Below are 22,190 nucleotides of genomic sequence, written 5' to 3'. Positions count from 1 at the left end.
GAAATGGGACTCTTTGGAAAATTTAAAACCAATTATAATACTACACAAAACCAATCTTTACTTCAAGAAAGAACAGAACCAGAAAATCTTTCTACTGAAACTAAGTCCGAGAGTAATCCACATGATAAAAAAAGATTGTCAAATCCTATTAAATTATTGAGAAAGAAGCAAATTGAGAAAGAAAAAGAGAGTATTGCACTAAATGCATTAGCTCCATATAAAGCCCATCAAAAAGCAATTATCTGGAACTCTGGAAGGGGAGAAAAAATCTTCGGCTACCCCATTGCAATAATACCCCAACCAAATGGAATGTATGTCATTCTATACAGGAAAAGATATTATGACTGGCTTGATGAGCTTATAACCACACTAAAATCAATTATCACTGGTAAAAAAGAACAATATAGGGCAGTGCATGTTCCAGAATCTTGTATAGACATTTCAGAAGAGCTAATCACCATATACGCACACAGTTTTTTCATAGTCAATAGTTACACTGAAATAGCCATACCTTTGGGAGAAAACCCAAAAGATAGGATGGCTTACTTGTTATCTCTTCAAGAGGCTGAAATGTATAGAAATGCACTTGAAAAGATGGGCTATGAGTTTCCAAATGTCATTGACTCTGCACTTAATTTGAACCCAACAATGAGGGCATACATTGGAAAAGAAACAATGAGTGATAAGAAGAAAAAGACGTCTAAAACCAAAGAGTTTGCAGGATTTGACATGAGCTTCTCTTTTGATAGGTTTTTAAAATCCTTAGGTGGGTATGATGATGAACGAGAATGAAGATTTTGAAGGTTTTGAAGATATTCCAATAGTTAGTGAGGATGAAGACAACTTTCCAAATTTTGAAGATGATGGAGAAAGTATCCCAACCAACACCACCAAATCAGAAGATAAAGCTACCAGCCATAAAAAACCTACAGAAGATGAACTGCCAATCTTGGATTTTAACACTCTTTATAAGAAAATAATGATTAGGATTGTAAAACGGCTGGAGATAATACACAATATAACTTATCAAGATAGGATTAAGCTATTGGCTGGAGAAATTGGAAGGGATTTAGAATTACTTGATGAACTTATAAAATTAAAACTTGGAGGTGAATAAAATGGGATTTTTAAGCATATTAAAAAGAAATAGACAAGAGTATAATCAAATTCCAGAAATGAGCATCCAGCCAGATTTTGAAATGAAGTATAAATCCTTATTAGAAGACATTGGGCTTTTAGTCAAAGATTTGAAAAGAGAATTTGAAAAGCATAGCTACTATTTGGCATTGAATAAATTACTCTACTCTGGAGGCATTGAAAAAGCAGAGATATTCATTGATTATCATGCTGGAAGAGTTATAGAGTTAGAAAGAATATTAACAAGACTACTAAGAATATTAGGAGAAAGCCCTAAGTTAGAAGAAATTGTCAAAGAACAAAGACAAAGAGCTTTAGAAGACATACAAAGCACAGACAATATATTAAGCTTATTAGATTATCAGGATGAAGAAGTTGAAAAAATTAGAGGAAAATTAGCAGGAAAGAAGAAAAATGAAGAGAAGAAGGAATAGTGAGAGCATGGATAAAAATAAGACATATTTTAGTTAAATCTCATTTGTCATTGTTCCTTTGGAGGGAAACGATGTTATTCAAAACTAATGATGTAATGATTGTTATTAAAGATGGAACGAATGAGGAAGAAATTGGATTTAACATAATAAATGATGGAGAGGATTGTATTTTTGAAATAACAAAAGAGGAAGCAGAAAAACTAAAAGAAAAATTAGAAAAAGCACTTAAACAGCTTGATAATTCTAATTGAATTTATTTATTTTTTTAAATGTTTTTGTAGGTAATCAAAGTTCCATAAGGTTACTTTGAGTTAGAAATTTTTGGACAGAACAAACATGGTGAGGATAACATGAAGGCTAAGTGGGACAAAGAACTTGACTATGAAGAAACCAAAAAAGAGCTATTAAACCGACTAAACTACTATAGAAACAAAAAGCCATTATATCAAAAAGATAAAATTGCTTATACCTACATTTTGACAGGACTCCTCCAACTTAGGAACGGTTGTAGAATAGGAGAAGCAGTTGAAGGGTTAATAAAAATAATACAAACTAATAAGAGAGAAGTTAAAGTTAGAGTTGAAAAAAGGAAAGACGACGCTAAAAGATTAATTGTTTTACCAGATGAAATTACAATTGAAGATTTAGAGAATATTAAAGAAGTTGTTGAAGAGTGGGAAGGCAAAAACTTAAGGAGAATAGCCAACAATATGTCTAAATGGTTTATAACCAATTTAGGAATCAACACGCACTCACTTAGATATGCATACATTTCATATTTAGGAAAACAAAATGTTCCAGCCCAATTAATTGCATGCATAACAGGTCATGCAACATTGGACATGGTCCTAAGATACACCCAAGTAAGGACCGCAGAAGAAATATTAAAAAAGTGGGGCTGAGTGTAAATGATTGAAATAAACAAAATAGTGAGCTGGAAAGAAATTGAGAAAATAAAAGAAATGGCTAAAAAAGATGTTATTATTGTTAGAATGCCAAAAAGTGTATATAACCACAAAAAGATGAAGTATAAGATAGAGGCATTAAAAGAAATCCCAACAATTGTAATAAATGTAGAAGAAAAGCAGAGAGGGAGAAAGAAAAAAATTCAAAATGACATTTTAGAAAAAGCTATTGAGCTAATTAATAACAATTACTCAATTAGGGAAACTGCTAACGAATTAGGCATTCCAAAATCCACACTTTGGCTGTATATCAAAGACATAGCAAAGAATGCAAAAATGAGACTATTTAAAAAACTGGTCTTGGAATACAAAGAGCAACTTATTAAAAAAGGCCTATACAATGGCACCATAGACATGTTATTTGCAGAACTGGAAATGCATCTAAAACTAAATGACTTAGAAAAAGCAAAAAATATCTTAACAGAGATAATAATGTATGTAAATGATGATTTAGATGAAGATGAAGATGATGAAGAAGAATATTAAAAAATACCCAAAAATACCTCCAATGTTCCAAGTTTTGATTGTCATCTTTTGAGATTTTAAATAAAAAAGCTTTAAAAATGTGTAGTTTAAAACTTATAATAGAGCAGAATAATAATACTATGTTTTCCTCATTAGTTGGAGTTAAAATTTTTTTGTTGTGAAAAATGTTTTTTTATTCTTTTTTTGTTGGTTTTTTATAATTTTTGCTTTAATGTCCTATGTTTTGATTGTTATCTTTTGAGATTTTACATAAAACAGCTTAAAGAATGCTTATTTTGAAAACCAAGACAGAGCAAAAAACTGCTTTCACTATACCTTCAACCGCACATATACTTTTCTCCCAACTTTCCTTCTCTCTATTTTTCCAGAAGATTCCATTTTGGAAAGAACATCATATAGTGTTCTAACAGATATCCCCAGCTCATCTCTTAATTCCGTTATGCACATACTATTCCGAAGAGATAATATCCCAATAATCCTATCCTCAAGATTTCCACCCGCAGATTTTTTATTCCAATACATTCCAGAAGTGAATTTTTCTAAATCCAACAACCTATTTTCAATTTCTTTTAATTTATTAATAATTTCATTTATTTCATCAATTCCACCCTTTAACTCGCTAAGCTCATTAGTCACATTTATAAGCTCTCCTCTTAGGTTTCCTACTTCTTCCAAAATGGAATTATTAACTTTCTTCAAATTCTCAACTTCTTCTTTCAATCTTTTTAATTCCAAATCATTCCGTTCCTTCCAATCCCTTAACTCTTCAATTTGCTTAGCATACTCATCAATACCTAAATATTTTATAAAGAGTTTCCTAAACATAATAATGCCCCCTAAGATGGCAATATTGAGATAGAAAAATAGAAAGCCCACTTTCAAAATTATAATTTTATAAAATTGTATTATATATAGCAGTGGCATAGGACCAAAAACAATGCCCCTGTTAGAAGTGATAAGAAAAAAGAAATTAAAGCTTATCCCTAATCTCTTTTAGTATTTCAACCATAGTATCGAATTTATCATCTAACTTTTTATCAATAGTATCAAGCTTCTCAAAAATCATTTTTATATATTCAACACCCACATCCAACTTTTTATTCAACTCCAAAATATCATCAGAAGATAACCTACTAATCCCCTCAGGGAACTCAATATAAGCATTTAATTCTTTTTCCTCAATCTTCTCAATCTTTATAAGCTTATCCTTCTTTTCCAACGCCTTAATACTCTTTTTAAACAGTTCCTTAATCTCCTCATCATCAAAATTAGCCAAAATCCTAACAGTTCCATCCTTGTGGTTATAGACAACACCAGAAATACCCAAACCCCTACCAATATGTTCAATCCTATCCCTAAAACCAACATGCTGAACCTTACCATAAATCCTTAACTCATAAGTAGTAGACATAAAAATCACCATACTAAAAATTATGTTATTTATTGCTCTTATTCTTTTTCCCGTGCTAAAGAAGCCCAAAACTCTGGGTCAGTTTCCTTACTAAGGTATTCTTGCCCCCTACCATCATCACTCGGCTTAACCAATTTTACAGTTTTTATATTTCCAGTAGCTCCAGAAGTTTTTATCTTCCACTTAGCCCCACAATTTTGGCAAGCAACAGTTTGAACATCATCTATTGTCATACTAAAAGATATTTTTCCAAGAGTATTCGGACTTTTACAGATAGGACAGATACTAAAATATTCAATTAGGTTATTTTTAATATTGTTATAGATGTATCCAGCCCAAAGTATGGAAATAATCCCAAAAGATATTAAAAACACTCCAGCATAAAACATTAATGGGTTAGTCTGGTAACTTACTGAAAGGGAATAGCTTCCAATCTGCAATACTTTGTAACTTTTGTAATGCATTAGAAACCATATCCCAGGAGCAAAAGTAACTATTACTAAAATAATAATCCCAATCCAAACGCTATTGGAAGTAGCGATTCTCAAAGCCCCCACCCTCAACTTCTTTTATCTTTATTTTTTTACTATTTACTTTTTGTAGTTAATTAAAATAGTCCTCCTAAAATTTTAATCAAATATAGCAACATAACAAATCCAATTACAATAAGAACTTTCATCAAGGTTGTATCTGTAGTAATTCTCTCCCATTCCGACATTGTAGCCCACATATTATTAAACTTCTCAAGATTTTCCTTGGAAGCAAAGTATATTGTTTGTAAATACAATTTTCTTGGAACTGCATGGTCTGGGCATACTGGTGTTCCATCCAAATAATCAAAAATCACATGACAAGGACCTAAAACCTTACCACATACTGGACAAACATATCTCTCTCCAATAGGAATTGTCTCACCGCAAACTTTACAAAAGGCTAAATCATCACTAATTTTAAATATATCCCTCTCATTAGCCACAATACTTTGATTATAGTTGGTTTCTTGGATTTTGATGCTGTTAGTATATTGAGGTAAGTATATTGGGCAAGATTCTTTAATTAAAATGTCTTTTTTCTTTGGAGAACAAACTTTCCTATACTCAACATTATTTTTACCCCTATAAACAACCTCTTTGGTGTATTTATTGATTATAGAGTCAATAACCTTTTGTTCAAGCTCATCAACAGAAAAATTAAAAGGTCTAATTAAATTCTTTTCATCTTCAGGAATTTTAGTCAGGTTTTCAGGAGAAAATTTAAAAAAGCCATGAGGCAAATTATCCAGCACTTTTCCAGTAACACCATCAACAAACAACAACTCATCATCAACATTTACCTCATAAATACAACCAACTTTAGTGCAAACTTGAGAATGGACAGAATACCTCACACAATAATAGGGATAGTAAGATTTCCATGTCTTTACTTGATATGTTGTTTTTTCAATTCCTTTAATTGTTTCTAACTCACCAATAGTTCTCTTTTTAACTTCCTCTTTTGGTAAGTGTTTAAAGGTAATATCTGAAACTACTTGGATATTTCCACTAACAATTTTAATTCCATGCTTTTTACATAATTCATACAATTTCCTACCATCAATTAACTCAATCTCCATCCAACTGCCATGCTTTTTATTAATCTCTTCAGTATATTCTATTGCCTCTTTAGTGAACTTACCAGAGGTTACAATAATACCTTTAATATAAGGGTCGTCTCCCAACTCATGCAATAAAGCCCCTTGGAGTTTTTGGATTACAGGCCTTCCAACACTTTTAGTATGCTTACACTCAACGATAACTTTATATTTAAATGGCTTACCATGATTAGAATAGGCAATAATATCCTTCCCCTTATCCCCAGTTCTTTGGGTTACTTGAACATCTTCATAACCCATCATTCTCAACAACCGAGCAACAAACTCCTCAAACTCATAACCATTCAACGCATCTAAATCAAAATACCTCCCCCGTTTTGCCTTGTCCATTTCTCATCACCCTATATTAACCTATACCTACCAGGTCTTGGCTCATCTATTTCACCATACTTCTTAAGTTTATCAATAATCTGTTTTAATTCTTTCTCACCCAGTCCTCTCTTTTCTACCTCTTTAACAACATCCTCATGTTCAACAAGCTCAGATTTCTCAGCTAACTTTTTAATTATCTCATAGACCATTGATAATTTATCCCTCTCTTTCTTAGACATTCCTAAGATTTTATCCACATCGAAGATTCCAGTTTCTGGGTCATAGGCAATTTCTTTCAAACACTCAGTAATCATAGTTATGGCCTCTTCAGCATCTTCTACTTCTACAATATCTTTCAATCTTGCCTTAGCATGTGCCTCGGCCAATCTTACAGCTCCTTCCAATTGTCTTGCTGTTATTTCATGCTTTTTTCTCATTTCTACATACCAATCGTCTAAAACTTCTTTGGCTTCTTTACTAAGTATTGCCTTTTTCTGTCTTGCATACATGATATACTTCACTACAAAATCAAAATCTATCTTTATTTCCTCCCCATCAACTTCAACTGTTATATAATCATAACCTTCGACTTCTTCATCAATACTATCATAAATTGCTAAACTTGTAATATGGTCCGCAATTTCTCTATCTCTGTCCTTATCAGAAACATTTCGGATAGGAAATATTAAATCAAATCTATCAAGTAATGCAGTGTAAATATTTATCTGCTCAGCTATAGAGACATCTGGATTAAATTTCCCCCACTTTGGGTTACAAGCAGCCAACACTGCACATTCTGCTGGTAGTTTAGCATTAATTCCCCCTTTATTAACATGGATTGTTTGGCTCTCAACGGCTTCCAATACTGCAGTATGAACATCCTTCTTTTTATCAAGCTCATCAATACACGCTGTTCCACCATTTGCCTTAACTAAAACACCAGGCTTTACTACCCAAGTATTATCTCCAATTTCCGTTTTTTCCCTTTCAACTGCTGCCGTAAGTCCTACTGCCGTCGCAGTTGTAACAGAACTATATACATTTCCAGGAATCTTAGCTATCCTTCTCAACATCTGTGTTTTTCCAACTCCAGGGTCAGCGACTAATAAAATATGAATATTGTGTCTCCTACCACTTCTTTTTTTAGTTCCTTTTACTTGTTGCAAGAATATAGCTTTCTTAACATGTTCATGTCCTTTAATCTCTGGAATTAACCTATCTGACAATAAATCAATAACATCTTTTCTTTTGGCTAATTTCTCAAATAGTCTCTTATCTTCCTCAGATATAGATATATTTTCATTTTCATCAACTTTTTCCACATACCATCCTTCAACATAATAATCCTTTACATCTATATTCTTCTTAGTGCTTTTGTATGTTCTAACAACTCCAACAATTCTCACCCTTCCAGAGTATATCCCAGGGCTGTTTTTCAAAATAACAGTAATGTATTTAGGATTTTCATCTGGGTTTTTCATCTGTTCTAAAGGCTGTTGGACTTTTAACTCTTGTATGTCAATATCTATACTCTTCTCTTCGTTATATACAACATCTCCACCACATCTTGGACATTTTTTTATTTTTATCGGGTCAAAAAGATTGTTCTCAGCTAACCACTCATATCCGCACTTTTGACATACGAAACACTTTTTCTCAGTGTAACCTTTAACCTTTGATGCCACTGCAATAATCCCTTCAAACTCTATTAATTTTCCTTTGTGAGATTTTCTAATCTCTTCAATCGTGTTTATAACTCTCAATGCCTTAGGAATATTTTTTACTGTTAAGGTAAAATCCTCCGGAAGATACTCAACATTTAGAGAATAATATGCCTCCTCATAACATTCTTTCAAAAATTTTAATCCCCTCTCTGGATTATTTACTACAAACTCAACAAACTCCATCAAACCGCAGCTGTAAAGATGATTTAAATCAATAACAACAAAATTATTCTTACATATAATATCTTCCTTATGTATGTTTCTAAAATAATTAACCAAATAACCTCTAACCTCTTCAAATATAATCTCATCATCAAAACTACTAAATCCAAATCCAATATCTACATTTGAATCTGACTCTTTAATTAAAACAATTGTTTTTTCCCCTTTTTTACCTTCTTCTTTTATAATTCCTTCCTCAATCAACTCATTTTTGGCATCATATATGGTTGATGTCGGATGATAACATTCCAGTAAAGCTTTTATAGCATTCCATGGTAAAGATTTATTTGGAGCTGCCTGCAGGAGTTTAACAATTCTAATTTTTGCTTCTCTTATACCCATACCTACCCCCCATTTTTTAACGGTTGTTGCCACTATATAATAAAACATTTTTGTTGATGATATTGTATAATATCATCGATGATATATAAAATTTTCGACAATGTTTAAGAAGTTCCAACCAAAAAAGCTAATATCTTATATTAATATTTTTAATAAAACTCAAGGAAAGTGTCTAACGAGATATCGATATCTAAAACTAAAATAAATAAGGTGTTCAATGAAAATTTTAATTTTCGGAAAATCGATTATTATTTTAATTTTAACAAGATAAGATAAAATAATCGTTATTTTTACCGAATAACGGCAATTTATAAATAAGAATTTTAGTGGCTATTCGGTGAGTTTTGTAAAGTAATATTGCTTATTTTTTAATTCGGCGGTTATTCGGAACGTATTTATAAATAAGTTCCGAAAGGTCTCCGAATTAAAAAATATAGTTTAATCTTTGAGATTATTTACCGAATACCAATTAAAATTGAGAAACAAAAATATAAAAAATTCGGTTGTATTTAGTAAAAATAAAAATAGACTGGTCATATTTTTGTAAAATCTCAAAATTCCGAAAAATCGTATATTGAGTGGTTGTATGAGGAGAAAGTAGAATGATATTTATAAAATAGAATATAGTAATCATTCTGAACATTCACAAATTTCTTTATCTTCTACTCTTTTTACAATTTCTTTGATTTTTAATAGACCATCTCTTATTTTTTTCACTCTTTTTGTAGTTTCTAACTCTAAAAGTTCGTCACATATTACATCAATTCTTGTTAATTCTTTTTTTATGTCTATTGCGTTCATCCTCTCACACTCCTTCTATGTCTATGTGCTATTTTGATGAAACTATTATTTATCTATTTCCTTGACGATATATAATATTATCGAAAATTTTATATATCATCGATGACATTATACAATATTGTCAAGGCATGACCACCCAAGTATATGAGGGGTAGGTTCAAAACCTGCCCTGATTGGGTGGGATGTAAGCTCTAAACCCCCACCAACATAACTAATTTTTTTAAATAATAGACGGGGCGGGATGAAGCCCGTTATTTATTGTTTATAAAAAGAGAGTTGGAGGGAGATAATGTGAGATTAAAAAAGCAAACTTATGCTGTTATTTTAAGCTATAATGAATATTTTGATGTTAGGCATGGAAATGCATTAGATGTTCTAAAGAAGAAACTTGAAGAATCAGGATATACGACTGATAATTTAGTTGGAGCTTTCGTTGTAGGTATGGAGAGATTTGGGGAAGGATATGTTCTTAGATTCATTCCTCAATTAGACCAATAGGACCAGGGGGCGGGATGATGCCCGTTATTTCTTTAAAAAAATTAAAAAACTTAGAGGTGGGATTATGGCGGAGATAAATTCAACTAAGGTAAAAGTTTTGGCAAGGAATATTGTCAGATTCACAAATATGCTTGATAACAATCACATTGGTAAAGGAGCGTATAGAATAACTATTGAAGCATTGTTAAACGAAATTAAGCATGAAATTTCTAAATTGCCCAAGTAAAAAAGCACAGGCGGGGGGCTTAATCCCTGCCACCAGTTTTTCTCTTTTTAAAAAAAAGAGTTCGGAGGGGGAGTATGATATTCAAAGTTAGAAAAGGCTCAGAATTGGAGAGAGAAATTGAAGCATATTTTGAAGGGAGGCGAAAATACATTGAGAATATTGTTAAAATCTGTAAGAAATATGGTTTTAAAGACATCACTAAGGACGATGTGTATTTTACTAACGATTTCTTTGGGAAGTTGGAATTTTATGGTGTAGGGGTTAAAGGTGACATCCCAAGCAACGGTTGGAGGAGGAAAGATAATTATTTTGTTCCAAATAAAAAGAGTAAGCTCGGTAAGGAGATAGTTTTAGAGATTAAGAATGTCCAATGTCCAGACGTTAAGGAAATTATGAAACTAATGGGAATGGATGTAAGTTATTTAATTGAAGGTAAAGGATGGATGTGGTTTAGGCCGAGCTTAGAGAAGATAGGAGATACTTGGATAATTCATATCAGTGATAAGTTGATAGGCAAGTTTTATCCAAAAACGGATGATGTTGAAGAGATAACGGTTAAGGAATACTTAGAGATGAAGGAAAGGCTTGGCGGTTGCCCTTAAAACCGCCACCAGTTCTTTTTTTCTCTTTTAAAAAAGATTTTGGTGATTAAAAATGCCATATGTGCAGTGCTGTTATTACTGTAAGAATGTTTTCAGATGCCCAAAAAGGTGTCCGAACGACTTATATAGATGTCAGTTTTGTGCATGGCATGTTGAAGAACCTTGTAAAGACTTTGAAGAAGTAAAATATGAAGAGATTGAGGAGCTGGTAAAAAAAGTATTTGGTAGATTCTTTGAAGAGCTGAAAAAGAATAAAATGGAAGAGGCGGTAGAAATACTGTATTACGATATTGTTAGGACAATATTGCCATGAAGATTTATAATGGGCTTTTTGGTGGTTGGATGAAAGTAGATGTTATCGATTTTGGGCAGTTTGTAGGTTTTGGGGTTTGTTATGATAAATGTAATAGGATAATTAACATTTGCATTTTAAATAAGTTGATTCTGGTGATTTTATAAATCTAAAAAAATTCTGAGGTGGGAGTATGTTGAGGATTAAGAAAACTCCTGATGAGATTAAGGAAATGATTAGGTTGGCTATTCAGAAGGGCTATAAGCAGATTAAAGTTAGTGATGTTAATCCTAATGAGGTTTTATTGAGGATTCCTGGGACGTTTAAAATAACGTCTTTTGAGTTTTTGAGCGATAGGGAAATTAAATACTCATGTTTTGAGAATTATTCTTTTAAGTGTATTATTGAGACGGAGGTTGGGGAAGTTAGGAAGTTTTTGGAGAGTGTCTATGAGAACTCAAAAGATATTGGGAGGAAGGGTATTAGGGAGATTCCTGCTGATGTTTTTCAAGTAGTTGTTGCATAGAGCATTTTGTTTTTTTCTAATTTTCTATTTAAATATTTTTGGTGGTTTTTATGGAAATTGAGATTACTCATAAAAAAGGGGTTAAGTCAGTTGAAAAGAATGAGTTGGAGGAGTTAAAGGACAAATTGATAGATAGATTAGGATATGATAGATATAAAGAAGAGTTAGGGGCTGTGAATAAGTTGTTTTGTGGCATATTGACAGAGATGGGAGCTGTGAAGGTTTTGGCAAAGTTAGTTGAGAGGGGAGAACTTCCAAGTGAGCTATTGAAAGAACAGAAAGATGAAGAAAATAAAAAGAATGATTCATGGGGGGATGAAGATGAAGAAATCTGTCCAAGATGTGGGGGAACTTTGGAAGAGATTTGCGATGGAGAAGGTAGAGTGATTGAACTTTACTGCGAAGACTGTGGGTATAAAGAGATTATTAGGTGATGATGATGGAGAGAGATGAAGTTATTTATGAAAAGGAGGTTAATATGGAGGGTTATTTTAGGAGGTTAAGAGTGATAAAGGAGAGTGAGGATGTTTTTTTGATTGAAGAAGTGGAAAAGGGGATTATTGTGGATAATCATGATATGGTTGTTTTGACAAAAGAAGAGTTAAAAGAGATTTATAAGAGAGTTTTTGGTGATGATTATGGAAATAACAGTAAGTGCAAATAATATTGATAATATTTTATTATATCTGGATAATTTAAAGGCGGAGAAGGCAGAGTTATTGAAAGAATTAGAAAGAAGAAGGAGGCAGAAGAGATTGATAAATGAGGAAATTAAAAGGTTAAATAAAGAGATTAAGAGAATAGATGATGAGTTAAAAAATTGGAGGAAGCAATTGAAGGGACTGGTTAGGAGAAAATGATTGGGGTGGGGGTATGGCGAAGAAAAATCATGCTTTTTATGCTAAAAATTTAAATGAAGAGGAAAAGGCTATGATTGATATTGTTAAAGCATTGATTGGTGCGGATAATAAGGGATTGTTGATTAAGGGTATTAGGGCATTGATTAGGGAGAGAAATTTGGAAAATGAGGTGGAGAGGCTTTTAGAGGAGAGGAAAAAACTTATAAAAAATGTGGCTTAAATTTATTTTTTTATTAGCCCTTTCATTTGTAAATTTATATAAATCAATATATACGAACAAATTTGTATTTTCAAAAAATACGCACGATAGTAAAAGATTTATTGAATTTACAGATAGACTACTTATATTAAAAGTATTGGCTCTTTTTGGGTCTCCCCTCCTGAGCCACTGGCTGTGATGGAGGGCAGGTTTTGGGTAGTTGGGAGTGTCGTTATTTTTTTTGCAATTAATTTTAGAGGGGATAGTATGGTCTATGTTCATATCTGTCCTCATTGTTTAAATCCTGTAGTATGTTTTCAGAAAGACTACTTAGAAGGGGAGGTTAAGGCTGTAAATGTGGATTTGGAGAATTCAAAGTGTCATGTTTTGCTTGGGAGCTCTATATACAAAAATGCATCATGTTCTAATATGCAACAATTAAAGACGTTTGCTGGGATGATTGCAAAAAAGATGAATTTAGATGATGAGAAAAAACAAAAATTCATGGATAAGGTTGTAGAGTTGAAAAGAACATATAGGAATTGGAAAGACTATAAAATCTTAGAAGTGGCTCTTAATTCTATTTTGCAAGGTGGCTAATTATGAGGGCTTTAAGCATTATTCAAATATTGCTATTTTTTGCAGTTTCTTTTTATCTTGTGTATAAGGGGATTATATTAACGGAATATTTGGTATTTGGAGTTATTTTTGGACTGTTAATTCATTGGTCATTAACAAACAAGGGGAATAAGAATATTGTGAATATAAAACCTCTCTCAGCGTCTTTTAGAGTCTTACTTTATGATGTTTATTTGGTAACATTGTTAATTAGAGGTTTTTTAGAGGGTTTTAGTCAGGATTTAACTTTTTTATGTGTTATTTTAGTTGGATTGATTATTTTGGACTATTTTGTTGAAGGGTGATTAGCATGAAGAATTTAGTGCTTTTATTATTCTCAGTTTTTGTTGTAATGGCTGTTAATGTAGTTTCAGCTGAAGAATATATGGTTAAAATAGATGGGTTGAGTGATAGTGATATCCAATATGTTCTTAATTCTACATCTTGGAAGTATTATACTCCACAATACTCACTTGGGAATGTCATTACTTTCCCAACAGAGGATGACTTCGCAAGATTTTTACTGCCTTATGATGGTAGTAATTTTGCGTTTTCTCCAGATTTGTATAGTGTATCAAAACAAGCTACTGTTTTTAAGGTTAGTGCCACACTTGTTGGGAATGATGACGTATATAAAACAATAGAGTTGAACTTGTCTGGACCAGGGTATGTGTATATTCTTTCAGATTTGCAGCTTGACTTGTCTGCCTACGATTGGGCATCTCATTGTTGGATATATGATGGGGACACTTTGCTACTGCAAGATAAGTCAGGATTTTATAAAAAGTTAGTAACATCTGGAAAGCTTAAGGTAGTTATGAAAGACCATGGAGCCGCCCAAGCGAGTAAGTTTAACATTGCAATAGTGTTTATTGATAATAATTTTACAATAACAAGAACTGATGGATTAAATTGCATGAAAATAGACTTTAAGGTTATACCACAACCGATTCTCGAAATCTACTCACAGCCAAATGCAAATATCTATATTGACAATGAATTGAAGGGAAAAACGGACAATGGGGGGTACTTCAAAACACAAGTTATTGGGGGAGAACATGAATTAAAAATAAGCAAGGATGGTTTTTGGGATTACACTACAACAATAAACATTCAGAATGATACAGAAATACATGTTAATTTAGTTCCTAAGAATGCTATATTTGGAGTTACTTACAAGTTAGAAGATAATGCGTATCCAGATTCAATAGCAAAGTTAAGTTTAAAGCTCAGCCCGATTGAGGATGCATATGGAACAAGAATGAGAATTTCAGGTGTAGATGTTATTAAAGTATTATATAATGGGCAAGAATTAGAAAAATCAGATGATGGTTCTTACATTTTGGGAGATATTAGCAAGGAAGTTGAGTTGGAAATACAATTCAAAACACCATCAAGCTGGGGAGAGCATTCATTTACTATTGGCTTAGAAGCTTCAGATGTTGAAGGAAACTTATATTCACAGCAAGAAACAATTACTTATGAAGTTTTAGAACTGCCATTCTTATTAGAACTTCCAGAATGGAAAATAGGGGACAACACAGTTAGAGTTACTGATACAACAGGGCAGAGCTATGCTGTCTTGCTGGTCCTACATGATAAAGATGGAAATGAAGTTTGGAGTGAGAGTAAGACACTGCTTGAATATGGTTCAGCAGAATTCAATGTAAAAATACCAAGTGCTGGAGATTATGTTTTAGAGATTCAAGGAAATGGTGCTAAGACATATAAAGAAATACACATTGTAGAGCCTATAACTTTAATAACAAAAGAAGTTAAAGCTGGAAAAGGGCAGGTAGCAACAGTTAAGTTTTCAATTGTTAATCCATCTTCAAAAGTAAAATACTATTATGCAACATTGGAATCTGGTTTGTTAAACTTGAGCATAAATAAAACATTCGCAGTATCTCCAAATGAGAATAAAACAGTAGAAATATCATTTGAAGTTCCAAAAAATGCAATATTTGACAGCTATCAACTAATATTGAAAGTCTATGACTCTGAAACAGATGGATTACTCTTTGAAGGAAATGTAGTGTTGAAAATAGTCGAAAATACAATTCCAATAGCAATAGGAGATAGTAGCATTCCATTGTGGCTAATAGCTATTGTGGGAGTTCTTTTAGTTGGTGGAATTGCTTATGCTTTAATAAGAAAATAATTCTTTTCTCTTTTTCAAAATCTTTTTTTAGAGGTGGTTAAAATGTTTTTTAACTTTTTTAAGAAGAAATTAAAATCAAAAAGGGGAATTTTACCAATTGTTGCTGCAGTGGTGGCAGGGGCAATAATTGCAGGAGTTGCAATAGATTATTTTTCAGATGGGGAACTGGATTTAAACACTTCCAAAGAGGCTGCAGTGGTGGATACTGGGGCTGAGAAAGTAACAAACTTAACAAAGGCAAGTGATTACAGATACAAGTATTTAGCTGGTTATAAAGTGTATTCTGAAAATGCATCTGCAGCTGATTTGAATGAAATTAAGTATAAACTTAAATCAAGTTTAGTAAGTTATGAAACGCAGAACTCAGGGAGTATTACTGATTTAGATGTGAAGCTGAAAGGAGCAGATAAGATTTATGGATTCTCTGTTTTCCCTGTTCAGATAATATTAACTGAGAGTATTCCAAGCTCTTTGCCACAGCAATCTTACGTTGAAATAAATTCTATCAAAGTATACCTTGTGGATTCCGATGGGAGAAAATGGAGTGAGAAAGACTTTACAGATACTTTGATTTTTAGAGACCCTAATGCCCACACTGATGAACCTGATGGGGAAGAGCAGTATGACCCTGACTCATATCTAACAAAATATGAATTGAATCTAACATTAAAAACGCCAGACCCTTACTTAGGTAAGGCAAGATTAGCTGCACAAGGTTCAGCAGATTTAAAAACACTTAGGGAGTTGATGAATGCCACTGTTAAGAAGTTTCAAGTGGTTGTAGAAATAGAAGGGGAGGCTAAATTATACAAATGGGAGGAAGTAGAAGTAGATACAGATGGGGATGGGAAGCCAGATACTACAGAATGGCGAGCTGAATATGATAAGACCGTTCCAATTGATATAAAAATGGTTTCACTATCAGCATGGAACCACATCAATAATGGAGCTTATCACGTAGATGGGGCTGAAGGTTCCTTACCTACGGCATATTCTAATGTGGATGAGTTAATTGCTTATGCTACTGATGTAAATGGGGCTGTTTCAAACTTTGTAGGAAGAGTTTGGGCTACTCCATGCCATGTATATCAATCCACAGCCCAGTATAGATTCTGTCTAATTGGAGAGCCAGATAACCTTGAACCAGTTCCAGTAACAATTTCAGATGACTATGCATCAATAGGTATGAGAATTCGAGCTGATGGAGTAGGGTCTATTGGGGATTTATCAAAAGGTAGCTTTGGAGAAATGGGAATCAGGAAGGATGAAACAATACTGTCGTTGTATTATACAAAAGAGAATGATACTGTAGGATATGAGGTATATTTCGTGTTGTTTGGGCAAGTTGAGGATGAATGTGGTTCAGAGCCAATATGGTTAGTTATAAAACCACATATTGCAGTATTGGATAATATTAAATTGGCTGGAAATGACGAGAGAATGAAAGAAATAGAGAGCTTGCTTAGCGATGGAAAAGTTTCTACTGAAGATATTCAGTTAATACAGCAAAAAGCTGACATGATGATAAATGAACTTATGGAAAAGAAAGCACAAGTTGAAGCAAGCTTGGATAGGTATAAGACTAATGAAAAAGCTTATGAAGATGCTAAAAAAGCAATAAGTTGTTATGAAAAAGCTATTGACTACTTAAAAGATATGAAATCAACAGCAGACCCTAACATGATTAGGACAGACTTCTATCTTGCACAAAACTATGAAATGGAAGGGGACTATTATAGGCAAGCTGCAGAATATAGGTTAATTGGATTAGATAACCAAGCAGAGGCATTAGAAGGGCAGGCAGGGAAGATACATGAGGATTCAGCAAAGTATGAGCCAAGCATGTGGTTTTCAGCAGGGAGCACACTTGGAAATATTTGGCAACAATTTAAGGCAGGGCTTGGTATAGATTGGGTTCCAGATTGGGTTCTGATTTTAGTAGTTGTTATTTTAGTTGTTGGAGGGGCTATTATAGTGCTTAAACTACTCTAATGCTCTTTTTTCTTAATTTTCTTTTATAAAATTTTTTGGAGGTGTTTTTTATGGCTAATGGAGCTAATGAAAAGACAGATTTTAAATTAAAGCTATTAAAAGCAGTTGCATTTTCTATTGGTATGGGAGCAGTGTTTTATTATGGAGCTCAGCAGTCAGTGACGTTTAATGAAGTAGTTTCTGCATTTGCGAGTGTTCCTCTTTTAGTGATTATTGTTGTAGAGTTATTGGACAAGGCAGTGGATTCAATGGAGGTATTTAATCAGTTGTATAGCACTTATGGTGGAAAAAGTGAGTATGGAAAGTATGCAATGACGTTTATAGGGATGTTAATAGCTTTTTTTGGAATGTTATGGCTTGTAAGTGGAACAATAACTCTTAATGTTGGTTCTATGAGCCCAGCAAACTTAGTTGTTGCAGCATTATTAAGTTTATATATATTAGCCCCTGAGACAGGGGATGATGAACTTATCCTCTTCGCATGGCTTGGGGCGACAATAGCAACATTTGGAAAGTATTTAACATTAATCCCTCATATTCCAGGACTGACAACATAAAACAGGTGGTTTGATGTGGTGATACAACAAATTATAGCTTCTATACTTACTTTTTTACTTTGTTTTGCATATAAGAATCAAATAGAGCAGATTGGACATATTTTAGATATTAATAACGATGTTTTAGCTTGGGGGGTTCCTACTTTTATTATACTTTTATGCGTATGGAAAATAGCAAGCAGAGATTGGGGTTTAGGGGATGCTGTTGCAGTGATTATTCTTTCTATTCTAATAATGCTATATTACACACAAGACGTTGGGAGGATAATCTTAGAAGTTTCTAAAATCATGTTAGGAATTGGGGCTGGAGTTATAATTGGTTATCTTGCTAAAGGTGATGATTAAGGTGGGTGAAATGGATGTAAGTTCTATTTTTAGCTTATTACAACAACATTGGTTTGAGATTTTGGTAGTTTTAGCAATTGCATTCTTTTTGAGGAACTTGAAGTGGATACTAATAGCATCAGTGATTTTTTTAGCATTAATGCATTTTGGCTATCTTGAAACCATAAAAGAGCTTATTTTATCCCACATTCCTATAAACTCACATGCAATTCCTCTGAACCTTCTCAATGATTTGATTAACAATTCAACAAACTCTACTGTTAATGAGACAATAAACATTACAGGTGGTTAAAATGGCTAATGGAGAGACGTTATATACATTTTCACTTGGGAAAGGGGAATATACACGGATTGTAAAAGGGAATAAAAAGGGGCAGTATAAGTTGGTTAAATTCAAAGCTAAATCCAAATCTAAAAAATCATCAAAAAAGAAAAAGAGGAGCTAACTATGAGTGAAAAAAATCATAAATATATGGATAGTTTTGAAGAAGAAGAGTTGCCTACATTTTTTCCAAGGCTATGTTTTAAATATGCTGATGAATATTTGGCTGAGGATATAATAATGTTAGGAAAAATATTGAAAAAAGCTGGAAATTTGAATTCTAAAGAAATTAGAGACAAATTAAAAGAGAATGTCTTAAAGTTATTAGATGAGTTAGTAAATAAAGCATTAGAAGAGGAAACTAAAAATAAAAGGTGATGAAAATGGAGCGTAACATTACAATAGGACTAATTATAGCTTTTATTCTTGTAGTGGCTGGAGCTTTTTTAATGCATAAAGATTCTGGAAATGGGGGCTTTCTTTTAGATTTTCTAAAAAATCATACAGAGAATACTACAACTGCAGATAACTCAACAATTAATGGAACTATTAATGAAACTGCTACAAACATAACGGATAATTCAACAGGTATTGAGGAAATCTCATTTGATGCAAGTGCTGTTTATGGCAATGCAACAAATGCTGTTTTGATTTCTATTAATGCCAAGGAAAATATCACTGTTGATTTGATACAAGTCTTTGCATCATTTAATAATATTAACTTCACAAAAGTTAAAGAAGTATCTAACATCACATTGCCAACAGTTGTTGAAGTTCCAGCTAATGAAAATGCCACTGTAATGTATTACTATTTAGATATAATGTATAATGGAACTGAATACAGAATCCCAAGTGAGGGAGCATACAACATAACAACATAAGTGAGATTATGAAGAGAATACTCTTTTTTGCTTTTTTAATCACTTTCTTAGTTTCTTTTGCTATTTTGGAAATGCAACATAGTGATGAGGAGATAATAAAAGAGAAGCTTTTAGAATTTGGCTATCCTCCTAAGGGATATGTCATAATTAACAATACTATACGTTACTCAGATGGCTCTTTTGTGGTCCTATCAACACCACCAAAAAAGTATCCTGTATCTGCCTTTGATGCTTATAAAAAAGCCAAAGAATACTTAGAAAAAAAGGAGAAAGAATACGGATTAGACAAGTATAATTATCACTTACACATAAAGGCAGAGGATATTGAGGAATATTCTGAAAATGGAAACTATTACTGGGCATTTAAGTTATACTTTGGGAAGGGACACTCTGCTGGTGATTTGATGGGATACATTTTAGTTAGCAGAGATAATGGATACTGCAAGATTAAAGGTCTATTTGGTGGCTAAAAGGTTGAGAGTATGATACAAAGAATTATGGCTATTTTAATACTGGTTCTATTGAGTAGTGCCTATGCTAATTCAATTGTAGTATATAATCCAGAAACTGGAACCTATTACACTTGCTATCCAAAAAACATAACTGCTAATGGAAAAACAGTAACTTACTACATACTCAATATTAGCAGTGCCACAAAAGAAGACAACCTTACAATAATACACAAAATCATCATAGAGAACCAAACTGCAGTTATTGTTTATGATGCAAATATGGTAAAGGCATATCAAGCTCTCATAGCAGAACTCCAAAGAAACATCACAAGGTTACAAAAAGAACTTCATAAAAAGAATAAAGAACTATCAGAGCTGATAACTTACAAGAAAAAGAATATTGAATTGCAGAAGAACATTAGCAAGTTGAAAAATGAAATAACAATGCTAAAAGCTGAAAGAGATATGTTAAAAGAACAGAATAAGCAGTATAGAGATTTGATAAATGATTTGATAATTAAAAGTTCAAATTCAACATTAGAAGAATCCATAGAGAAGGAAAAAGCTGAAAATAAAAGATGGAATGCTATTTTTACAGCGTTAGGGATTGCTGTGGTGGGAGTATGTGCATTAGGGATGATTTTAAGAAGATATATAAAGAGGCACGAATGCCCATTATGAATGAATTTTAATTGCTTTTTTCTTCAAGTGTTACACGGTGCTATATATTTTTTTATTCACCATTTAGTTAAGAAATCCTCATTTTTGAAAATAAAGCAGAATAAATAAAAATTCTATTTTTTAAGTGTTACAAAGTGATGAGTATGGAAGTGCAAATATATCTTGGTAGAGGAAAGGCATTGGGTTGGAGAAAGTATGGGGACAGAACTCTAAGAAAACTATCAATAAAAACAGAAGAAGCAAACCACACGTTGTTTATTGGAGGTTCAGGATTTGGAAAAACTACCGTCATGAGAGGAATGATAGAAGCAATATGGACAGCATACACCGAAAAAGGGATTTATCCACTAATCTTTGTTTTTGAAAGAAAAATTGACGTTTCAAAAGCTGAAAAAATTAAAGAAATTTATTATATTGAAACCCAAAAATACTCCCGAGCAGAATGTATGAAAAAATATGGGGAAAAGACATGGAAATACATAGAATGGTATGTCCAACAAATAAAAAAATATCCTCACTTTTATGGAAGCCCTGGAGATTTTGCAATGGGAATGCCTAATGTTTTAGGAAAATACACAAGATTTTCTGGGACACATTCTATTTTGGGTTACTTTGGATTAGAACCCAAAGCATACCCAGTTACTAGATTTGTATTTAGGCCAAGAAGACCTTTAAACCACATAAAAGCAGATAACGGCTGGAAAACTGAAGTTGTAGATGCAAAGATAAAATACAGCAGTATAAACTATGCATTTTTGGAAAACCTAACAAATGTTGGAACTGGAACACTGCATGGGGAAAGATTAAAAAGAATATGGGATATTGAAGGCATTAGAGACCCTGATAAAGTTTTAGAAATTGCATTAAAACATGAGAAAAACCCAGAAAGCCCATCAAGGACATACATGAGGATAGAAGAAACAATGGATAGGTTGAAAAAGGATAAGCTATTTTCCCCAGATGAAAACTTTTTCAAACACATAACTCCCAAAAGAATCAATATTATAGACTTTTCTCAGAATTCTGATTTAACCCATGAAGAAGAGAACCTTATTTTTAAAATGATTGTTGATTGGGCGATAAAAGTAGCATTCAAGTATAAAATTCCAGTCTTTTTCTTCATTGATGAAATTCAAAACTTCATAACAAACTCTCACGGTAAAGCAGCAATTACTAAAATATACAGAGAGGGAAGGTCGCTGGGAATAAACTTGTTTGGAGCTACCCAATTCTTGACAGGGCTGGATAAAATATTGATTGACGGTGCCATGCATGTGGCCATTGTTGGAAAAATAGTAAGATTAGACGATGCCAAGCTACTGGCAAGCATGGTTCCAAACCTTGACATTGATGACATTATGATGGAAGAGTGCAACTCTATAGATGAATACCTAAAAATTAAGCAGAAAAACAAATTCCGTGGCTATTTTATTTATGATAAACAATTTTGTGAGAGAATTGCCTATAGGCATCCACAATCCTTATAGGTGGAG

At 32.8% G+C, this 22,190-nt stretch carries 34 protein-coding genes; 28 read left to right on the top strand and 6 right to left on the bottom strand.

Annotation, left to right across the window (positions count from 1 at the left end; genetic code table 11):
- Positions 1-3 precede the first annotated feature (3 nt).
- From MEFER_RS08155 to MEFER_RS08130, 6 genes are all read left to right on the top strand, one after another.
- On the top strand, positions 4-792 hold the full coding sequence (locus MEFER_RS08155; protein ID WP_012795067.1) for a hypothetical protein: 789 nt from the start codon (positions 4-6) through the stop codon (positions 790-792).
- On the top strand, positions 776-1,117 hold the full coding sequence (locus tag MEFER_RS08150; RefSeq protein WP_245527803.1) for a DUF5102 domain-containing protein: 342 nt from the start codon (positions 776-778) through the stop codon (positions 1,115-1,117). Before MEFER_RS08155 ends, MEFER_RS08150 begins: the two co-directional genes overlap by 17 nt.
- Before the next feature lies 1 nt (position 1,118).
- A complete protein-coding gene (locus tag MEFER_RS08145) occupies positions 1,119-1,571 on the top strand; it encodes a hypothetical protein (protein ID WP_012795065.1) in 453 nt (150 codons plus the stop codon).
- 71 nt (positions 1,572-1,642) lie between these two features.
- Positions 1,643-1,822, top strand: coding sequence for a hypothetical protein (locus MEFER_RS08140; protein ID WP_012795064.1), 180 nt, complete (start codon positions 1,643-1,645; stop codon positions 1,820-1,822).
- A gap of 99 nt (positions 1,823-1,921) precedes the next feature.
- Positions 1,922-2,473 (top strand): tyrosine-type recombinase/integrase, encoded by a 552-nt coding sequence (locus tag MEFER_RS08135; protein ID WP_012795063.1) that lies wholly within the window; start codon positions 1,922-1,924, stop codon positions 2,471-2,473.
- A gap of 6 nt (positions 2,474-2,479) precedes the next feature.
- On the top strand, positions 2,480-3,022 hold the full coding sequence (locus MEFER_RS08130) for a helix-turn-helix domain-containing protein (RefSeq protein WP_012795062.1): 543 nt from the start codon (positions 2,480-2,482) through the stop codon (positions 3,020-3,022).
- 309 nt (positions 3,023-3,331) lie between these two features.
- On the opposite strand, the gene MEFER_RS08125 is transcribed toward MEFER_RS08130, so the two are convergent.
- The 6 genes from MEFER_RS08125 to MEFER_RS08390 all read right to left on the bottom strand — a co-directional run bounded on the left by MEFER_RS08125 (position 3,332) and on the right by MEFER_RS08390 (position 9,485).
- Entirely contained in the window at positions 3,332-3,847 is a 516-nt protein-coding gene (locus MEFER_RS08125; RefSeq protein WP_012795061.1) for a winged helix-turn-helix domain-containing protein, read from the bottom strand.
- A 145-nt stretch (positions 3,848-3,992) separates the two neighbouring features.
- Positions 3,993-4,433 (bottom strand): acylphosphatase, encoded by a 441-nt coding sequence (locus MEFER_RS08120; protein WP_048056484.1) that lies wholly within the window; start codon positions 4,431-4,433, stop codon positions 3,993-3,995.
- Between the two features lie 38 nt (positions 4,434-4,471).
- Positions 4,472-4,981, bottom strand: coding sequence for a hypothetical protein (locus MEFER_RS08395; protein ID WP_048056483.1), 510 nt, complete (start codon positions 4,979-4,981; stop codon positions 4,472-4,474).
- Between the two features lie 59 nt (positions 4,982-5,040).
- Positions 5,041-6,414, bottom strand: a complete 1,374-nt coding sequence (locus MEFER_RS08110) for a restriction endonuclease (RefSeq protein WP_012795058.1) — start codon at positions 6,412-6,414, stop codon at positions 5,041-5,043.
- 11 nt (positions 6,415-6,425) lie between these two features.
- Positions 6,426-8,684 carry an ATP-binding protein gene (locus MEFER_RS08105; protein WP_083767098.1) on the bottom strand — a complete coding sequence of 753 codons (2,259 nt, stop codon included), beginning with the start codon at positions 8,682-8,684 and terminating at the stop codon, positions 6,426-6,428.
- A 630-nt stretch (positions 8,685-9,314) separates the two neighbouring features.
- Positions 9,315-9,485 carry a hypothetical protein gene (locus tag MEFER_RS08390; RefSeq protein ID WP_012795056.1) on the bottom strand — a complete coding sequence of 57 codons (171 nt, stop codon included), beginning with the start codon at positions 9,483-9,485 and terminating at the stop codon, positions 9,315-9,317.
- 258 nt (positions 9,486-9,743) lie between these two features.
- On the opposite strand from MEFER_RS08390, the gene MEFER_RS08100 reads away from it, so the two are divergent.
- The 22 genes from MEFER_RS08100 (at position 9,744) to MEFER_RS08005 (ending at position 22,184) form a co-directional block, all read left to right on the top strand.
- The gene (locus MEFER_RS08100) at positions 9,744-9,983 is read left to right on the top strand and encodes a hypothetical protein (RefSeq protein WP_157200704.1); all 240 of its coding nucleotides are present in this window, start codon (positions 9,744-9,746) and stop codon (positions 9,981-9,983) included.
- A 64-nt stretch (positions 9,984-10,047) separates the two neighbouring features.
- Positions 10,048-10,209, top strand: a complete 162-nt coding sequence (locus MEFER_RS08385) for a hypothetical protein (protein WP_012795054.1) — start codon at positions 10,048-10,050, stop codon at positions 10,207-10,209.
- A gap of 74 nt (positions 10,210-10,283) precedes the next feature.
- Positions 10,284-10,811 carry a hypothetical protein gene (locus tag MEFER_RS08095; protein WP_012795053.1) on the top strand — a complete coding sequence of 176 codons (528 nt, stop codon included), beginning with the start codon at positions 10,284-10,286 and terminating at the stop codon, positions 10,809-10,811.
- A 52-nt stretch (positions 10,812-10,863) separates the two neighbouring features.
- Positions 10,864-11,124, top strand: coding sequence for a hypothetical protein (locus MEFER_RS08090; protein WP_012795052.1), 261 nt, complete (start codon positions 10,864-10,866; stop codon positions 11,122-11,124).
- Positions 11,125-11,296: 172 nt separating this feature from the next.
- Positions 11,297-11,629, top strand: a complete 333-nt coding sequence (locus MEFER_RS08085; RefSeq protein WP_012795050.1) for a hypothetical protein — start codon at positions 11,297-11,299, stop codon at positions 11,627-11,629.
- A gap of 50 nt (positions 11,630-11,679) precedes the next feature.
- Positions 11,680-12,063: a hypothetical protein gene (locus tag MEFER_RS08080; RefSeq protein WP_012795049.1), complete on the top strand. Its 384-nt coding sequence runs from the start codon at positions 11,680-11,682 to the stop codon at positions 12,061-12,063.
- Positions 12,064-12,068: 5 nt separating this feature from the next.
- Positions 12,069-12,293 (top strand): hypothetical protein, encoded by a 225-nt coding sequence (locus tag MEFER_RS08075; RefSeq protein ID WP_048056482.1) that lies wholly within the window; start codon positions 12,069-12,071, stop codon positions 12,291-12,293.
- Entirely contained in the window at positions 12,268-12,489 is a 222-nt protein-coding gene (locus MEFER_RS08070; protein ID WP_048056481.1) for a hypothetical protein, read from the top strand. The genes MEFER_RS08075 and MEFER_RS08070 overlap by 26 nt, the downstream gene beginning before the upstream one ends.
- Positions 12,490-12,502: 13 nt before the next feature.
- Positions 12,503-12,709: a hypothetical protein gene (locus MEFER_RS08065; RefSeq protein ID WP_012795046.1), complete on the top strand. Its 207-nt coding sequence runs from the start codon at positions 12,503-12,505 to the stop codon at positions 12,707-12,709.
- A gap of 246 nt (positions 12,710-12,955) precedes the next feature.
- The gene (locus MEFER_RS08060; RefSeq protein ID WP_012795045.1) at positions 12,956-13,288 is read left to right on the top strand and encodes a hypothetical protein; all 333 of its coding nucleotides are present in this window, start codon (positions 12,956-12,958) and stop codon (positions 13,286-13,288) included.
- A gap of 2 nt (positions 13,289-13,290) precedes the next feature.
- Positions 13,291-13,611, top strand: coding sequence for a hypothetical protein (locus tag MEFER_RS08055; protein ID WP_012795044.1), 321 nt, complete (start codon positions 13,291-13,293; stop codon positions 13,609-13,611).
- 5 nt (positions 13,612-13,616) lie between these two features.
- Positions 13,617-15,467 carry a PEGA domain-containing protein gene (locus MEFER_RS08050; RefSeq protein ID WP_012795043.1) on the top strand — a complete coding sequence of 617 codons (1,851 nt, stop codon included), beginning with the start codon at positions 13,617-13,619 and terminating at the stop codon, positions 15,465-15,467.
- A 42-nt stretch (positions 15,468-15,509) separates the two neighbouring features.
- Positions 15,510-17,459, top strand: coding sequence for a hypothetical protein (locus MEFER_RS08045; protein ID WP_012795042.1), 1,950 nt, complete (start codon positions 15,510-15,512; stop codon positions 17,457-17,459).
- Positions 17,460-17,509: 50 nt separating this feature from the next.
- Positions 17,510-18,016 carry a hypothetical protein gene (locus tag MEFER_RS08040; RefSeq protein ID WP_012795041.1) on the top strand — a complete coding sequence of 169 codons (507 nt, stop codon included), beginning with the start codon at positions 17,510-17,512 and terminating at the stop codon, positions 18,014-18,016.
- A gap of 15 nt (positions 18,017-18,031) precedes the next feature.
- Positions 18,032-18,361 (top strand): hypothetical protein, encoded by a 330-nt coding sequence (locus MEFER_RS08035; protein WP_012795040.1) that lies wholly within the window; start codon positions 18,032-18,034, stop codon positions 18,359-18,361.
- Positions 18,362-18,371: 10 nt separating this feature from the next.
- Positions 18,372-18,653 carry a hypothetical protein gene (locus MEFER_RS08030; protein WP_012795039.1) on the top strand — a complete coding sequence of 94 codons (282 nt, stop codon included), beginning with the start codon at positions 18,372-18,374 and terminating at the stop codon, positions 18,651-18,653.
- A 1-nt stretch (position 18,654) separates the two neighbouring features.
- On the top strand, positions 18,655-18,807 hold the full coding sequence (locus tag MEFER_RS08380) for a hypothetical protein (protein ID WP_012795038.1): 153 nt from the start codon (positions 18,655-18,657) through the stop codon (positions 18,805-18,807).
- Between the two features lie 2 nt (positions 18,808-18,809).
- On the top strand, positions 18,810-19,061 hold the full coding sequence (locus MEFER_RS08025; protein ID WP_012795037.1) for a hypothetical protein: 252 nt from the start codon (positions 18,810-18,812) through the stop codon (positions 19,059-19,061).
- A gap of 5 nt (positions 19,062-19,066) precedes the next feature.
- Positions 19,067-19,564: a hypothetical protein gene (locus MEFER_RS08020; RefSeq protein ID WP_012795036.1), complete on the top strand. Its 498-nt coding sequence runs from the start codon at positions 19,067-19,069 to the stop codon at positions 19,562-19,564.
- Between the two features lie 8 nt (positions 19,565-19,572).
- On the top strand, positions 19,573-20,034 hold the full coding sequence (locus MEFER_RS08015; protein ID WP_012795035.1) for a hypothetical protein: 462 nt from the start codon (positions 19,573-19,575) through the stop codon (positions 20,032-20,034).
- Positions 20,035-20,046: 12 nt separating this feature from the next.
- A complete protein-coding gene (locus MEFER_RS08010; protein ID WP_012795034.1) occupies positions 20,047-20,697 on the top strand; it encodes a hypothetical protein in 651 nt (216 codons plus the stop codon).
- Between the two features lie 143 nt (positions 20,698-20,840).
- On the top strand, positions 20,841-22,184 hold the full coding sequence (locus MEFER_RS08005; RefSeq protein WP_048056480.1) for an ATP-binding protein: 1,344 nt from the start codon (positions 20,841-20,843) through the stop codon (positions 22,182-22,184).
- Positions 22,185-22,190 lie beyond the last annotated feature (6 nt).

It is taken from the genome of Methanocaldococcus fervens AG86, from assembly GCF_000023985.1.
Lineage (GTDB): Archaea > AGJL01 > Methanococci > Methanococcales > Methanocaldococcaceae > Methanocaldococcus > Methanocaldococcus fervens.
The sequence above is the reverse complement of the archived record's forward strand: the minus strand, read 5'-3'. Positions and strand labels throughout refer to the sequence as shown.

Excerpts from the sequence above, each read along its gene's own strand:
- MEFER_RS08095 (WP_012795053.1), top strand. The coding sequence starts at position 10,284 with ATGATATTCAAAGTTAGAAAAGGCTCAGAATTGGAGAGAGAAATTGAA.
- MEFER_RS08110 (WP_012795058.1), bottom strand. The coding sequence starts at position 6,414 with ATGGACAAGGCAAAACGGGGGAGGTATTTTGATTTAGATGCGTTGAAT.
- MEFER_RS08065 (WP_012795046.1), top strand. The coding sequence starts at position 12,503 with ATGGCGAAGAAAAATCATGCTTTTTATGCTAAAAATTTAAATGAAGAG.
- MEFER_RS08070 (WP_048056481.1), top strand. The coding sequence starts at position 12,268 with ATGGAAATAACAGTAAGTGCAAATAATATTGATAATATTTTATTATAT.
- MEFER_RS08085 (WP_012795050.1), top strand. The coding sequence starts at position 11,297 with ATGTTGAGGATTAAGAAAACTCCTGATGAGATTAAGGAAATGATTAGG.
- MEFER_RS08390 (WP_012795056.1), bottom strand. The coding sequence starts at position 9,485 with ATGAACGCAATAGACATAAAAAAAGAATTAACAAGAATTGATGTAATA.
- MEFER_RS08030 (WP_012795039.1), top strand. The coding sequence starts at position 18,372 with ATGGATGTAAGTTCTATTTTTAGCTTATTACAACAACATTGGTTTGAG.
- MEFER_RS08135 (WP_012795063.1), top strand. The coding sequence starts at position 1,922 with ATGAAGGCTAAGTGGGACAAAGAACTTGACTATGAAGAAACCAAAAAA.
- MEFER_RS08125 (WP_012795061.1), bottom strand. The coding sequence starts at position 3,847 with ATGTTTAGGAAACTCTTTATAAAATATTTAGGTATTGATGAGTATGCT.
- MEFER_RS08090 (WP_012795052.1), top strand. The coding sequence starts at position 10,864 with ATGCCATATGTGCAGTGCTGTTATTACTGTAAGAATGTTTTCAGATGC.
- MEFER_RS08140 (WP_012795064.1), top strand. The coding sequence starts at position 1,643 with ATGTTATTCAAAACTAATGATGTAATGATTGTTATTAAAGATGGAACG.
- MEFER_RS08045 (WP_012795042.1), top strand. The coding sequence starts at position 15,510 with ATGTTTTTTAACTTTTTTAAGAAGAAATTAAAATCAAAAAGGGGAATT.
- MEFER_RS08010 (WP_012795034.1), top strand. The coding sequence starts at position 20,047 with ATGATACAAAGAATTATGGCTATTTTAATACTGGTTCTATTGAGTAGT.
- MEFER_RS08005 (WP_048056480.1), top strand. The coding sequence starts at position 20,841 with ATGGAAGTGCAAATATATCTTGGTAGAGGAAAGGCATTGGGTTGGAGA.
- MEFER_RS08075 (WP_048056482.1), top strand. The coding sequence starts at position 12,069 with ATGGAGAGAGATGAAGTTATTTATGAAAAGGAGGTTAATATGGAGGGT.
- MEFER_RS08040 (WP_012795041.1), top strand. The coding sequence starts at position 17,510 with ATGGCTAATGGAGCTAATGAAAAGACAGATTTTAAATTAAAGCTATTA.
- MEFER_RS08055 (WP_012795044.1), top strand. The coding sequence starts at position 13,291 with ATGAGGGCTTTAAGCATTATTCAAATATTGCTATTTTTTGCAGTTTCT.
- MEFER_RS08060 (WP_012795045.1), top strand. The coding sequence starts at position 12,956 with ATGGTCTATGTTCATATCTGTCCTCATTGTTTAAATCCTGTAGTATGT.
- MEFER_RS08120 (WP_048056484.1), bottom strand. The coding sequence starts at position 4,433 with ATGTCTACTACTTATGAGTTAAGGATTTATGGTAAGGTTCAGCATGTT.
- MEFER_RS08130 (WP_012795062.1), top strand. The coding sequence starts at position 2,480 with ATGATTGAAATAAACAAAATAGTGAGCTGGAAAGAAATTGAGAAAATA.
- MEFER_RS08150 (WP_245527803.1), top strand. The coding sequence starts at position 776 with ATGATGAACGAGAATGAAGATTTTGAAGGTTTTGAAGATATTCCAATA.
- MEFER_RS08025 (WP_012795037.1), top strand. The coding sequence starts at position 18,810 with ATGAGTGAAAAAAATCATAAATATATGGATAGTTTTGAAGAAGAAGAG.
- MEFER_RS08155 (WP_012795067.1), top strand. The coding sequence starts at position 4 with ATGGGACTCTTTGGAAAATTTAAAACCAATTATAATACTACACAAAAC.
- MEFER_RS08015 (WP_012795035.1), top strand. The coding sequence starts at position 19,573 with ATGAAGAGAATACTCTTTTTTGCTTTTTTAATCACTTTCTTAGTTTCT.
- MEFER_RS08050 (WP_012795043.1), top strand. The coding sequence starts at position 13,617 with ATGAAGAATTTAGTGCTTTTATTATTCTCAGTTTTTGTTGTAATGGCT.
- MEFER_RS08380 (WP_012795038.1), top strand. The coding sequence starts at position 18,655 with ATGGCTAATGGAGAGACGTTATATACATTTTCACTTGGGAAAGGGGAA.
- MEFER_RS08105 (WP_083767098.1), bottom strand. The coding sequence starts at position 8,684 with ATGGGTATAAGAGAAGCAAAAATTAGAATTGTTAAACTCCTGCAGGCA.
- MEFER_RS08385 (WP_012795054.1), top strand. The coding sequence starts at position 10,048 with ATGGCGGAGATAAATTCAACTAAGGTAAAAGTTTTGGCAAGGAATATT.
- MEFER_RS08145 (WP_012795065.1), top strand. The coding sequence starts at position 1,119 with ATGGGATTTTTAAGCATATTAAAAAGAAATAGACAAGAGTATAATCAA.
- MEFER_RS08080 (WP_012795049.1), top strand. The coding sequence starts at position 11,680 with ATGGAAATTGAGATTACTCATAAAAAAGGGGTTAAGTCAGTTGAAAAG.
- MEFER_RS08020 (WP_012795036.1), top strand. The coding sequence starts at position 19,067 with ATGGAGCGTAACATTACAATAGGACTAATTATAGCTTTTATTCTTGTA.